Source organism: Bradyrhizobium sp. UFLA05-108 (assembly GCF_059803455.1).
In genome coordinates, this window is sequence record NZ_JBANAZ010000058.1 from 17,732 (window position 1) to 31,791 (window position 14,060).

At 57.4% G+C, this 14,060-nt stretch carries 10 protein-coding genes; 1 reads left to right on the forward strand and 9 read right to left on the reverse strand.

Annotated elements, in window-relative coordinates:
* Positions 1-481: 481 nt before the first annotated feature.
* The 9 genes from SO140_RS33125 to SO140_RS33165 all read right to left on the reverse strand — a co-directional run bounded on the left by SO140_RS33125 (position 482) and on the right by SO140_RS33165 (position 12,642).
* Entirely contained in the window at positions 482-1,207 is a 726-nt protein-coding gene (locus SO140_RS33125; protein WP_498543621.1) for a sulfite exporter TauE/SafE family protein, read from the reverse strand.
* A 172-nt stretch (positions 1,208-1,379) separates the two neighbouring features.
* Positions 1,380-2,240, reverse strand: a complete 861-nt coding sequence (locus SO140_RS33130; protein WP_498540383.1) for a xanthine dehydrogenase — start codon at positions 2,238-2,240, stop codon at positions 1,380-1,382.
* 753 nt (positions 2,241-2,993) lie between these two features.
* On the reverse strand, positions 2,994-3,944 hold the full coding sequence (locus SO140_RS33135; RefSeq protein ID WP_498540384.1) for a class I SAM-dependent methyltransferase: 951 nt from the start codon (positions 3,942-3,944) through the stop codon (positions 2,994-2,996).
* 8 nt (positions 3,945-3,952) lie between these two features.
* Positions 3,953-5,305 carry a coproporphyrinogen-III oxidase family protein gene (locus SO140_RS33140; protein WP_498540385.1) on the reverse strand — a complete coding sequence of 451 codons (1,353 nt, stop codon included), beginning with the start codon at positions 5,303-5,305 and terminating at the stop codon, positions 3,953-3,955.
* Between the two features lie 1,054 nt (positions 5,306-6,359).
* Complete coding sequence (locus SO140_RS33145) at positions 6,360-8,138, reverse strand: FAD-dependent oxidoreductase (protein WP_498543622.1); 1,779 nt, start codon at positions 8,136-8,138, stop codon at positions 6,360-6,362.
* A gap of 32 nt (positions 8,139-8,170) precedes the next feature.
* On the reverse strand, positions 8,171-9,001 hold the full coding sequence (locus SO140_RS33150; protein WP_449379845.1) for a phosphoenolpyruvate hydrolase family protein: 831 nt from the start codon (positions 8,999-9,001) through the stop codon (positions 8,171-8,173).
* The gene (locus SO140_RS33155) at positions 8,988-10,232 is read right to left on the reverse strand and encodes a Tm-1-like ATP-binding domain-containing protein (protein WP_498543623.1); all 1,245 of its coding nucleotides are present in this window, start codon (positions 10,230-10,232) and stop codon (positions 8,988-8,990) included. Before SO140_RS33155 ends, SO140_RS33150 begins: the two co-directional genes overlap by 14 nt.
* Before the next feature lie 386 nt (positions 10,233-10,618).
* Complete coding sequence (locus SO140_RS33160; protein ID WP_498540388.1) at positions 10,619-11,317, reverse strand: hypothetical protein; 699 nt, start codon at positions 11,315-11,317, stop codon at positions 10,619-10,621.
* A 440-nt stretch (positions 11,318-11,757) separates the two neighbouring features.
* Positions 11,758-12,642 (reverse strand): helix-turn-helix domain-containing protein, encoded by an 885-nt coding sequence (locus SO140_RS33165; RefSeq protein ID WP_449379894.1) that lies wholly within the window; start codon positions 12,640-12,642, stop codon positions 11,758-11,760.
* 172 nt (positions 12,643-12,814) lie between these two features.
* On the opposite strand from SO140_RS33165, the gene SO140_RS33170 reads away from it, so the two are divergent.
* On the forward strand, positions 12,815-13,831 hold the full coding sequence (locus SO140_RS33170) for a ribokinase (protein ID WP_498543624.1): 1,017 nt from the start codon (positions 12,815-12,817) through the stop codon (positions 13,829-13,831).
* Positions 13,832-14,060 lie beyond the last annotated feature (229 nt).

Here is a 14,060-nt window from a genome sequence, read left to right on the forward strand (position 1 = left end):
GGACAAAATAAAGTCCGCTGTGGTTTAAAAAAGGTGCGAAACTTGTCGTTACGCTTGTCGAGGCGAATGCGCATGGGCAAGCGGATCGTGAGGCGACCGCCGAATACTATGTGGGTGGCCAGCACAGCATAATCGTCTGCTCTACCGAGGAGGAGGAGGAGGATGAGCCCCGGCGTCTCGATCCCAGTGCCGACTGCGGTACGTGCGGTGATTTGTGGACCTCGTCTCGCCGGATTTCGTCACAAAGCGCGCCATTTTAGCCGCCTCCGAACAGAAGTGCGGTGCAGACAGAAGCAGCAGGCGGCAACGATCTTGCCCAAATGAGGAGACGCTTTCCCGGTTGCGGTCGCGGGCAGATGCCGGCGAGTGGAGCAAGACCGACGGCGAACGTGGGCGGCCACGACCGTATTCTTCTCCAGCATCAGAAGCAGACGTTCCTCGGTCGACGTCCCGGATGGATCCAAGAACCGATCTGATGGTGTTATCTTGTTGAAAAGAGCATAAGCTGGATCCCCGCGGCGCCAAGTACGGCAGCAAGTACATAGCGCGTTGTGGTCTCCGACAGCCAACGAAGACCAATCGTGGTCCCTACCATCGCCCCTGCGACAGCCCCCAGTGCGTATAGCCATGCCTGAGGTGAAGGCAACTGTCCGGCGTAAATCGCGCCGACCAATCCAACTGCGGAGTTCACCCATATGAAGGGGGCAGACAAAGCTGCTGTCTCTTTGGGCGAAGCCCACCGCATCGCAATAAGAATAGGCGCGAGGAAAACGCCCCCACCGACGCCAGTAAGCCCCGAGACCAGGCCGATGCCGGCTCCTGTCGTAATTGCGCCCCATGACGGCGTGCCACCGTCAGGGATAGCTTTCTTGGCTCGCCCGATCAACAAGATGGCAGCAGCAAAAAGGAGGATAATGCCGGTGATAGCATCATAGAGATGCGGGGGTAGAATTGTGAATCCTCCAATTAAAGCAGTTGGCACCGAGGCGGTTAGAAAAGGTCTCAATCTCTTCCAATCAATAAAACCACCGCGATTGAAGAGCCATGTCGAATACGTGGCAGCAACGATGTTAAGTAACAATGCTGTCGGTCGCATCTGAGTTGATGGAAACGATGCAAAGGCCATTAAGGCAAGAAACGCGGTGCCACCCGCCTGCCCAACCGTCGCGTAAAGGAGGGAAATGATAGCGAAGAAGATTGTGAGCATCGCGATTGGCACTTCAGTGTTCTGCGCAGCGGCAGGGGGAAAGCATCCGTATGCCCAATGCCTTCGGATGCGGAAAAGATTGATGTGCTAAGCTACCTGCTGCACGAACTGTCCGGTGCCTACACCGGCAGTTCACGCCAAAGAGCGCGCCAAAAGTAACCTCTCTCTCTAACTATCGGCGAAAATATCGACGATTGTTCGGTCGGGGCGAAATAAGTTTCTCGATTGCCGCGACGGCGCTGCATCCGATGGATCGCCCTCGTTCATCCATGCCAGTCCAGCAAGATTGGCGTCCGCGCGGATCGACCTCCAGCAATTTTACGCCCTCCCGCACGCGCGCGCCGTCCCGTGCAATACCGCGTAGCACTCCTTCGATGGGAGCCTGGACCGATTTGCCGCCGAGACAACCCAACAGCAATCCCTTGGACACCAGCGTGCCGATATCGAGGCCTGTCCGCCAGATGCCATCGCGGGGCGAGTATACGAAGCGCTCGCGTCCAGCGCCGCCGAGCTCGCAGGCTCGGCCGTCCGCCAGCTTGGTGACACCTCGCGAGATTATTGCACCAGTCTCAATCGGATGGGTCTCGATGGCGGTGTCGCAGTTGACGCCCACCTCGAAGCCGGGCCCGATTCCGACTGTCACCCGCGCGAAGCCGCGCAGATCGGGAGGTCTTCGGTGCTTCTGCATGCGTGCATCCACGATCACGGATAGTGAGCGCAAGGCAATGACGTCGGAGAAGTGCATTTCGGTCACTGCCACGCTGCTCGGTTCGGTGTGAATCTCTGTGATTTCCGCTAGCGTATCGGCCCGTTTGCCCACGACGCCCTCAATTTCACTCGGCTCGCCGAACAGCGAGTCGTGAAATGCCATGCGGCGGCGGATCACCGGTGGAAAGGCATCGTGTCTCATTACGACAGCAAACTTCGCTTCGGTGAGCTTCGTGGCGATAGCAGAAGCGATTTCGTTCGTGCCGAGTACCAATGCGAAGAGCCTTGGCGCGCGTGCATCCTGGATCTTAGCAGCGACTTTCATGGGCGGGGCCCCGTTACCGGGGGTCCGTAGCAAACTACGCGCCAATCGCGAATTCGGGTTCATATATTTCAACAAAAGGGGTTCGTTCTGCCGACCACGGTGAAGCCGCGCGTTCCAACATGTCCTTCGAGATTGTCGCGGATACGACAATCGCGGGTTCGGCTTCTGTCAAATGGCCGGAACGGCACCGCGATCGGGGACCGAGCAAGAACGAGCGCCGGCCCAGGACGATGCGTGGCCAGGCGCTGTATGTGCATTGCAGTCGTAGACGTGGGCTTCACCGCCTGTCACTTTCACAGAGAACTTGGATGACGTGTCGTGATCGAAGTGCGCGGCCCGGCAAGTGAGCCGCGGCAGCCGCGGCTGCCCGCGCGTTCACCTTCATATATTCTCCTACTGGCGGGTGTCAGAAGTAGAGCGAGGCAGCGGGGCGGCCTGACGCGCCGACGCCTCGATGTGATGCGCCAGGTCGCCCCTGCATCACCGGGGGGAGTTTCGGCAATGCTCCCTCGGACGAAGCAAGCAGCGTGCCTAAGCCGGGCTGCAGCTACTGCGCGCATTTCCTGCAAGCTTTTGCCTGTCTAGCCACTCGCCACAAAGGACATGGAGCGTTTTCAGCCGCGGCCTGGATAGTCCTGTGCGGGGGCGGCGGGCGCCATGATGGCACGTTGGAAGTTCTCCGGCAGGAAACGAAGAGCAGACGAAAGACTTGCTTCGGCTAGCAGGCTACCTAATCAGAACTTTCGTCCGAGCTTAAGCTTCCCGAATGCTCAAGCGCTTCGGGGACGTGAAATATCGATATTTGCCAGTCAGCATTCCGTTAACAAACTGGAGGCCGTGATCGCCATAGATCATATCCTCGCGCACATAGCTGTCGGCTATGGCCCCCTGATTGTTGCCGCCGACCGTCTTCCGGTTAGTCGCCACCCCATGGCTGGCTGGTGGCGAGCCGAGCATCTCAATTATGGCATCGCGTGATGTGCCCAGTTTCAAGTCATCAAATTGTTCGGCAGGAATCATTCCGGCCGCGTCGATAGGCTCAGCTCGCATTGGCGGGAGATCTTCAGATCCAATTGGCTTACGAGCCACAACTTTCTCGATGCAGTGCGAATGAATTGGAATGCCAGGATGCGAGTCCCATTTAATGTAATGGTCAGACCGTAGAATCTCCCAGTCGGCTTCCGCATAGATTGCTTGAAGCTCTCCCCGCGAGAAGGACTTCTTGTGACCGGACGCCAAACTCTCCTTCGAAACGGGATGGTCTGGTTGATCGAGAGTATTGGTGAAGCAATGAAATCCTCCAGGCCGAGTCCGATCGATTAAGGCCGTGATGAGGGGTTTCCAGACGCTCCGTTCCGTGAAATGCAATACGGAATGCGCTATAAAGACGTCGAGGTAAGCAGGTGGCTGAAACTCTTCAACGCGAACCACACCGCTCGTAATGTTTACGCCAAGCTCACCTGCGAGCCTATTCAACTTGGAGATCGCGACTTCAGAGCTGTCACTCGCGATCACCTGATGATCAAAATGGGCCAAATAGAGAGCATTGCGCCCCTCGCCGCACCCCAGCTCGACAACCACGCTCTTCGAGCGGAGAGCTGGCGCGATCTCGAAGATTTCGGGGCTAGGACCACCCATAGACGAAACGTTGTGGTCGGCGTAGCCCGAATCCCACCAGCAAGGTGAATTCGCCATCTCTTCCATACTGCACCTCACGCCGCCTGATATTGTTCCTCAAGTCTAACCACCGTGTCGGAGTAAAACATCCGAGCTATAATGCTCGAATATTTGACCCCCTTTTGCGTAAGCTGACAAACATCATCATCGGCCAAATTGATGAGTTGCAAAGACTCGAGCGCCTTGAGTTCTTCGCCGAAATCGTCCGCTAGCGCCCGTCCGAATATCGCGGCGTAATTCTTTCTGCTTAAAGCTGACAATGTGAGGCCAAGGAGAGTGTAACGACGCGCAACATCTTCCGACGTCAACTTGATTCCGTGTGATGCTATCGCCTCAGGATCGAACGGACGATCCGAGAATGTGTCGATGATGCGCGAAGCCGTGCCCCCGTCTACGGCATAATCCGTGCCGCAGTGATATTGGCCGAAGTAGCTTCTGGCACCAGCCCCCAATCCGAGCAGGGGCGTTCCCTCGAAATCCGACACTTCCTGCCGGTAGGCATGGTCGCCAGTCATCCTTGTGAAACGTGTGAAGGATTCTTGCCGGTAGCCTTTGGACGCCATCCAAGCAACGTTCTGATCGTAGACTTCATACTTTTCCGCTTCAGAGAAGAATAATTCAGGATTATGCATTTTCGAGGTAATGACGTTCGTCATGGGACGAACAACAACGGGATAGAGAGAGACCGTCTGCGGCTCATAGTCGAGCACGCGACCAAGCGAAAAGAGCCAAGAGTCACGGGTTTGACCACGCAGGCCGTAGATCAAATCAAGATTGACGTGGGAAAAGCGCTTGATGAGCGCCTCGATTGCCGCTCTTGCAATCTCAATCGAATATGGCCGACCAGAGTGCGCAAGCTCGCCGGGTTCCATGCTTTGGATGCCCATGCTCATTCGGTTAGCGCCAAGTGCCTGCAAGCAATCCATAAGATTATTGTCGAAAGAATCCGGTGCGCCCTCGACCGTAATCTCGCATCGCCGGCTTCGTTTTGGAAATGCAGTATCGAGGGCGGCGAATAGCTCGCCGAATTGATGCTCCGTTAGCAGCGTCGGAGTGCCGCCGCCGAAATAGATACTGACGACCTCTTGATCTCCGAAGTACTCTCCATATCGAGCAATGTGCTCCACCAACCGACCAACATAAGACTCCTGACTCCCGCGTCTATTGCGGGTTGCAAGAAAGAGAGTGCAATAGGTGCATCGGTAGCGACAGAAGGGAATATGGATATAGATGTTGATTTGCTTTGAGCGACTAACCTGCTCAGCAACATCGGTTATGCGGAGTGGTTGCGGGAAAGCCCTATACGCGCGCTTCGAAGGATAGCCATAGACGTATGTTGGCAGCTCCTTCTTCTCTATCTTCGTCCGAAGAAATTCCAGACGATCCATGATTTAACCCCTGGGTCGACGTGCATGACCTGAAGGTCATGACTCCTGAACCAACGACTAGGACCGCTCGGCCGCTCCGGCGGCCGTGCCAAAGAGAGAAACTCAAGAGTCGTGCCAAGCGCGCGAAATGCCCCAGAGAAGCTCGTTCTGTATCCTATTCAATGGCTTAGTTGCGAGCGGGGAACGGCACGTTGGCCGAGCATCACTGTGTCTTGGAAGCGACAAACCCGACAAGGGGGCAAGGTACCCGGGGGGTGGCGACGAACACCATGATCCGCATCCGCGCCCCGCGTGTTTATTGATAGCACTGCGTCCAAGGCCAAAAAGCGGCCAATGCCTGCCGTCGCCATTGGAGGGAATTTATTTCAGCGCGCAACCGCGACAACCCTGGCGACCGGCGCCAAACTCTCCATCAGAAGCTCCTCGTCAGCGGTCCGCCGCCGTCGCGACTTGTGAACGACCTTTATCGGTCCGCACCCTTGTCACGGCGAGTAGCCGAAGGCCGCGACACCCAAGCAATCTGAGTTCGACGAGTTGTCGAGAGTTCAAGGAGACCAAGGACTCACTTATCGCCGTCGACGCCAGCAGCTGGGGAGGCCCTGCGAGCCAGCCGAAGTGCACGCATCCTGACATCAATCCCCTGAACATATGCTAAAGAGCAGAACAGGTCGTGAAACTTGGGCGCGTATTCATTTTTGATACACGAGACCAAAACGGGTACAGGCCCGACCCGTGCGAACCGGCGGGGTGCCGAGGCGGGAGCCAAGCCACGCGTACAGGCAAATGGAGGACGGAGCCAAAGAAGTTGTACGTTCAGGGCATCAGTACGGCGTGCGCCTTTCAAGTGGACGAGATCGCCGGCGTCTTTTCGAGGCTCGGCAGCAGCATGAATGCATTGTGACGCCTGTCCTGGTACCGCTCGCCGTGACCACGCTGATCCGATGAGGCAGCCGGACGGCCAAAAAAAAACCGCTGCTGGATTTCTCCAACAGCGGCTCAAGTCTAGGGAGAAGCAGACGAACCGGTCTGCCAGCGGAAACGGCGAACTTGACCGTCAAGCTCCGGAAGCCGCAGCCTTTTGCCCATGTTGAGCCGATACCAACATGCCGTTGACCGCGCGGTACGCGAACACGATGGCCGGACCGATCGTGATGCCTGCTCCGGGGTAAATTCCGCGCATTGGCGAGGTCATGTCATTCCCGCAAGCATACAGACCCGGAATCTGCCTGCCCTTTTCGTCCAAGACGTTTCCGTAAGTATCGGTTGCCAATCCAGTCGCCGTGCCGAGCGTTGCGGGAACGATCGGCAGCGCGACAAACGGCCCATTTCTGATCGGTCCAAGGTTTGGATTTTTCATTCCCACCACCGGATCGCCCAGCGTGCGATTGAAAGCCGATTCACCGCGGTTGAAGAGCGGATCGCGTCCCGCGGCAGCGTGTGCGTTGTGTTCCTCGATCGTCCGTTGAAGCTCTCCGGCGTCTAGTCCTATCTGCTTCGCGAGTTCTCGAATCGTCTGGCCTACCTTGATATAGCCAAGCCGCTCATATTTCCCGATGCTTAACGTCCAGGGCCAGGGTAGCAAATGTCCCATGCCTCTGAGGCGGACGAAGTCCCGGTCGCAGATGAAGTAGAATCGCTTGTCTGCCGGATATCCGTTCTTGAACATTGCCAGGCAGATATCGTGATACGAATTGGATTCGTTGACGAAGCGTCTGGCACTTGGCCCTACCGCGAGGACACCGGGGCGACCGCGGTCTAGCCAGCCGTACGGGACGACTTGCGAGCGGCTGCCGCTGTTCAGGATCGACACTGGGGTCCAGAAACCGGCAGAGGCGACATCACTGTCAATCGCGGCACCGAGCCTAGACGCAAGGGCAATGCCGTCACCGGTGACATCGGGATGCGCCAGCGTGTTGTTGTGCTGATGCGCACCGCTAAGCTCCGCTCTTAATCGCGCGTTACGAGCAAAGCCGCCCGTTGCGAGGATGACACCATGCGAGGCGCGCACTTGAATTTCAGAATCGATCAGCTCGACGACAGCTCCAGTGACGCGCCCCTCATCCTGGATGAGTTCTATGAGAGGAGACTCTGGCCAGATTTCTACGCCATACTTGCGCAGGCTCACGAGCAACCGCGCGATCAAGGCATTACCCCCGCTGAGCTCAGTGCCACGTCTGTAACTCAGCCGATCCCACGCGTGGCGGCTGACCCGACGCAAAACATGCTTCAGCGAAGCGAAAGATTGAAACGGGTTCAAAAAGCTTCTCACCTCTGCGGAGGAGATCATCATTCCCCCAAGCACAACACGAATAGGGTCGCCTATTAGGTCGAAATCGCTGCCGAGAAGCCTTCCATCATAGGGTGCGGGGCTCAGCGCCCGGCCCTTGTCAACTCCGCCGACCTGGTTCGAGTGATAATCGGGGGCAGACGCAAGGGTAAATTTGACCTCTGTCCCGCTCTCAAGTGTTGAGAGCGCGGTTGGACCGTCTTCTAGATAAGGCTCAACGAAGTCTGCGCGATAGTAGTTGCCAAGTTCATGCTGCAGGTACGTGCGCGCTTTCGCAAGCGAGTCCTCAACCTTCGCAGACCGCGCCTGGGGCGAACAAGGAACCCAAATCATGCCGTTCGATAGCGCCGTCGTCCCGCCAAGCCGCGGCGATTTCTCACAAACTATAACGCGCAGTCCAGCCTTTGCCGCATAGAGCGCCGCTGACAGTCCGGCTGCACCGCTACCGACTACGAGGACATCTGTCTCCCAATCATGATCGGGCTTACCTCGTTGCGGGAATACCACCGTCTTATGCCTGATTGATTGATGGGTCGGCTCGTTCATTCCGGCCTTGCTCCAAGATTTGCCCATGAGCGTCAGTGATTTCGGGGAAGCGAGACAGCTTTGAATTGCTCTGCCGCCGTCTTCACTGCCCGCTCAATTGGGATTCTTTCAATGGAGGATGCGCCAACGAAGCCGACACACTTCGTCGACCGATAGACCTCGACTGTATCCTGCGGCTCTGCGATTGCCCCGCCATGGCAAAGCAGGACAACGTCCGAGCGCACTCTTCTCGCTGCGATATTGATGTTATTGATGCGCCTGATCGCCTCTTGTATCGACTGGCCTTCTTCATGCCCGGCGAGCCCGCCACGGGTCGCGCCAACATGCGGGACGATGCAGTCGGCTCCTGCGCTGGCCATCGCCTTGGCGTCTTCCGGGCTTGCGACATAGGCCAGCGAGAAGAGGTTCTTTTTGCGGGCAGTCGCGATCATTTCGAGCTCACGTTCAAAGCCAAGCCCGACCCGGCCGCGGCGGTCACGCCATTTTTCGCCCATGGTGGAGATGGTCGGATAGTTAATCACGCCGGAGAAGCCGGCCGCCCAAAACTTGTCCAGAAGGGCATCAAGGTCGAGGCGAAGAGGATCCCACGCTTCGACGCCGCCTATGACAGGTACGGAAGAAACGACGTTGCGGATTTCTGCTGCGAGATCGAGGGTACGCGCATTCGAATCACCGATCCGGCTCGTGGGAAGTCCCATGAGACGGGACAGCCCGGTGCTGTAGACCACCAGCATGTCGGCGCCTCCCAGGACAGCGCACTTCGCAACCAGGCCGCAGCTACTCCCGGCGACAAGAACCGCTTTTCCTTGATCGACCTGTTGGCCGATCCTGGAAAGGATTTCGGCTCGCTCAAACATGCGCATCGCAATGAGCCCCTTGCCCCAACCGCTCGAGGATCCACGTCGTGGCGTTCTCGGCAAATTCGGGATCATTGATGTGGCAGTTCAGTTCACGAACCTTAATGTTCGGCGCGAGACCAGCCTTGACCGCGTCGAGCCAAGCACTGTCTGCCTCGGGATTGCGAAAAATACCGCCCTCGCGGTCATAATCGGAAACACCTTCCGCGGGCCAAAGCACAATTGCAGGCCCCTTTGCCCGCGATAGCCGCTCGGCCGTGAGCCGGCCGATGCTCGCGTTTTCAGAAGGAGTTGTGCGCATGAGAGTCGTATAGGGCGTATGGGAGTACAGCTGGCGGCCGCGAAATTGATCAGGAACGCTTGATGGCGGACCAAAATTGACCATGTCGACCGCACCAGGCGCGATCACTTGCGGGATGTGTGATGCTGCTTTGAGTCGATCCGGACCGGCGCTGGCGGTGCCTCCAACAATCTCGTCGGCCAGCTCCGTTGTGGTCAGATCGATCACAGCGTCGAATTCGCCGGCCGCGATCAACTGCTCCATTTTGCGACCGCCGGCCCCGTTGGCAGGAAAGACAACCGTATCTACGCCAGCCTCGGCAAGGCGCGCCACGCAGTGATTTGCCGCAGGCGTCGTCACTCCGAAAGCCGTGATGGCAACGACCTTCCTTTTCCGCCCATACTTCGTGGGCGCATAGTTCATGGCCGCAATGGCCCTCCCCGCATTCTCCAATACCCGTTCGGTAAAGGTGTTGATCCCGAAGAGATCGACGAGCGTTGGATAGAGGATAATGTCGCTATGGACGGCCAATTCAGCGAGCAGCGCTGGCCTTGCACTGCTCACGAGCAGCTTGGGAAAGCCATAGGGCAAATCAGCCACGATCTCGCCGAAAACTGCGCTCCCCTTGCCACCGGCAATTCCGACAATCGCGCCAATGGCGCCCGTTGCTAGGAGGACACGGACCCTTTCGCTCGTCGTTGCGGCTATCTCCTTCAGGAGCTCGGCCGGCGAGACGACACGAGGGCCATTACGATCGGGTTGTTTTGTCCTCGCAGCCGACCCGGAGGTGCCGATGTCAATCAGGACGACTTTGCGGCCACATGCCTCGATGATATCTTTGAGATAGGATGCTTCGCGGCCCTTGGTATCCAGCGTTGCCACGATCGCGACCGCGCGCAGCTTGGATGGACTACCATCCCGGACTGACCTCTGGTCATCCGTGCAATGGTGAGCCACGATCTTCCTCCCCGATCATTTAAACCAGGCACCCTTAGACCGGGCGGAGGCCGGCTATAAGGTTGGTGACGCGCGCAGTTGGGTAAGGTTGGGTAGAGGCAGTGAAGGTGCTGCGCAGCTACTGCCAACGAGGTGTCGCTGGTCTGCATGCACCATCTTCGCGGCCCCACTGAAGCCCCATGCTCGTCTTCAGTGTAGTCTTCGATCTACGGCTGCCGAGCTTGCGCAGCATCCGCAGCAGAATGCCCCTGCCACGATTGTCATGACTAAAGTTCGCGGACGATCTTGGCTCAGTTCTTGAAAGATGCCGGCGTAAACGAGATTGCTTCCGCCGGCGATCAATGACAGGGAACCACCTTGGATCACGTAAGGTCGCAATTCAATCTCTAATACTTTTCAAATCCAACCATTTTCAAGGTCCAGTCGCTGACGCCCCCCTTATCGTTGCGGTGGATAAACATTTTCCGGATCGAGGTCTCAAGATTTCTGCGCTCGATTCCACTCAGAAACGGAATGTCGAACTGACGCGTTTGCTTGAACTTCTCAACCACGGCCTCAGTCGGATCGCAGACCGGTAGCCTTGCGGCAATCGCGTGCGTGGCATGCAGATCCTCGATAAAGTAAAAGCCCCCTGGCTCAACGATGGGGAACAGCTTTCCGAGAGCAAGCTGCTGGTGGTAAGCTGCGTGCGAAGCATCTTCGATGATGATCCTTACGGGAGGTAGTGAGCTCGCAAGTCTTTCCAGGGCTAGCGCGTCTCCCATGTCAAGGCGCTCGAAACGGAATCGGTCCAATTCAAAGGCGCTGAAATCGGAGATGTCGCAGCCGACGATGTTGGCTTTGGGAAAGAACTCCAGCCACATCTTGATGGACGGAATGTCGTAGACCTTGCGAGCGAGCAACGCACCGGGATCGAGAGAGCCGTACCCATGCTGCAATCCAATCTCGACCATCGTGAAAGGTTCGTCGCGGAATTCTTCGAATAGAAAAGAGTAGAAGCTGGTGTAGCCATGTGCGTCGCCAACCTCATCTCCCTTGTCGGTTCCTAGGCTATTTGCTCGCTTCGTCAAATTCGGCACGTTCATTCCAACATCACCTGTTCTTGGAAGAGACCCAGAGATAGTGGACGGCTTTTCAAAGCGCGTGCCAAACCGTAAGTGATGATTTCTTTTGCGTATTCTTATCAAGCCTCTGTCGCCGGTTCGACCGAGTGTCGCGATTCTGACAAGTCGGCACACAAACGCTCAACCGCGCTCGATTTTTAGCGCATCGCCATTTCGACGAAGTTTCAACGGCAGACGAACCGTTTCATCGGGATGCGATCGGAGGCACATTGACGTTGGCCTAACGATCCCCTCTGTTGAACGTCAAAGTTGCGACCGGATTGAGCACGAGATCGCGACAACGAGCAGGCTTAAACGCATTCACAGCAGGAAAGACGACTGCGCCGTCAAAGCGCTTGATCACGAAACGACAAAGACGCGAAATACATAATATTTTCGATGAAAACTGTGCGCACGCCAGTTCAACTTCCTTCGGCGCGCCGCCAAGTTCGAGGGCTTGTGCCGGTGCTACGTTTAAACTCACGACTGAAGTGATAGACGTCGCAGAAACCGCAGCGTTCGGCAATGGTACCGAGCCCGGCGTCGCTTTCCAAGAGCAGCTTCTGCGCCATCATGATGCGCTCTCGGATCAGCCAGCGCCTTGGGCTGATCTGCAGATGCCTTTGGAATAGCCGCCGCGTCTGTGCGGCACTCAGGCCCGTGACCGCGACCAGTTCGTCGGCATGCCAAGATCGCTCCGGTGCCTGCCGCATCTTTGAGACGATGGCCCGCAATGGAGCGGGGAGACGGGAATCACCTTGCTTAGACGGTGCTGCGATGAGGTGCAGCAGTTCCGCCACGAGGCGATTGAGGGCCAAATCAACGTTATCATCTCTGGCGCGCAAGACATCAAACAGGTTTCCGAACCACCGTTCGAGGTCTTTCGGTGCCGATATCGTTGCGAGGGTTGCGCCGGTGCCGAACACTTTTTGGCGAATAGCCGGCGTGTTCGGTCCGTCGATCCTTACCCATAGAACGGTCCAGGGATCGCTCTCGTCCGGCCAGTGCGCATGTGGCGCCTCGTTGGCAATCCAAATCAACTGATTGCGCCCAACAATGAATGTCCTGCCCTCGCTGGATACGAAGCCACGTCCCGCTGTGCAGTACAGAATGTCCTGACCCGGATAGTTGTCTCGCGCGATGTGGTGGTCGCGCGCGGTGATGGCTTTGCCAGCCCTAAGCACCGTAAAGGCGCAGCGAGTCCAGGCGGCGTCAGGAAGGACGTACTGATAGCTTTCCGGAAAAACTGTGCGCTGCGGTAATAATGCCATGCGTGTTTTATATAAACCGAAGCGTGCTTTGTCCATTTCCACCCGCGAATTCCACGCCTACGCTCGCAGATAACGACTAACAATCAAACTCGCCGATCGGCATCCAGGATGCACGTTTTGTATTCCTGAGTAATTGCTGCGAGGATTCAGGGGGATCCGGTGCCGATACTCACCGCCCGCGAACTGCGCCAACACACGCCGAGCAAGGATGTTCTTCTCTTCCGCTGCCGATATCGTGAAGGCAATCGACACCATCGCGCTGGCTTCAGGCACATTCAGGGAGGAATTGATGAGTAAACCGAGAATCACCGTGGTCGGCAGCTTCGCAGTGGGACTTACCATTCGCGCTCCGAACATCCCGGTCTTCGGCGTCACGATGTTAGGCAGCAGTTTCGATATGGGGCCTGGGGGCAAGGGGTCCAATCAAGCGGTTGCGACTGCGCGACTAGGCGCGGATTCGTCGCTGGTAGCCATCATCGGGAAAGACAAGTTCGCCGATATCGCGGCCGACCTCTACAAGGCCGAAGGCGTTGGCACCACGCATGTCAACCAAATCGCCGAAAGTCCGACGGCGGTGGGCTTCATCATTCTCAACGAGCGTGGTGAGAACTTTATCATCATGGACTATGGCGCCACCAACGCCATGGATGCAGCTTTTGTGGATCGTGCCGAGGGCCGTATTCGGGAAAGCGACATCGTCATGGCAGTCCTCGAACCTCCTGTCGAGGTAGCAATGCGAGCCATGGAGCTAGGCCGCAAGCACGGCAAAACGACTATCCTCAATCCGGCCCCCGCCGTGCCGCTTCCGGATGAGATCTTCCCGTTGGTCGATTACCTGACGCCGAACGAAAGTGAACTTCGTATTCTGCTCGGTCTGCGGCCGGACGATCCGCGGCCCTCACGCGAGCTCGTGGAAATACTGCGCAAACGCGGCGCCGCCAATGTGATTGTAACGCTTGGCGACCGCGGCGTGCTCGTCGTCACCGAAGCGATCGACGCAGCCATCCCGGCTGCCGAGGTCAACGTAGTGGACACGACGGGCGCAGGCGACGCGTTTAATTCCGGCTTCGCCGTGGCTCTGGCCGAAGGCCACGATGTGATCGAGGCCGCGCGCTTCGGGGTCTGCTGCGGTGCCCTGGTCTGCACGAAGCTCGGGGTCATTCCTGGCATGGCAACGCGCAGAGCAGCCGACGAGATGTATCGTAAATTCTCCGCCTTGAGTTGAAGGAAAGCAGGATGGACCTAAACCACAAAGCTTCCGGATGTCGAGTTGCCCGGGCCAACATTAAGAGGAATCGCAGCGAGGTGAGGATCGTCTGTAAGCCAGAATGCCAAAACCTGCCGAACTCCTATTCGCCTGATCTTGCCATCGCTGCAGGGCGTCCCGCACATCGAACCATGTGCGTGGTCGCCACCGGCGGCTCGGCGAGTTTTTGGGGCACTCGGCCGAAGGA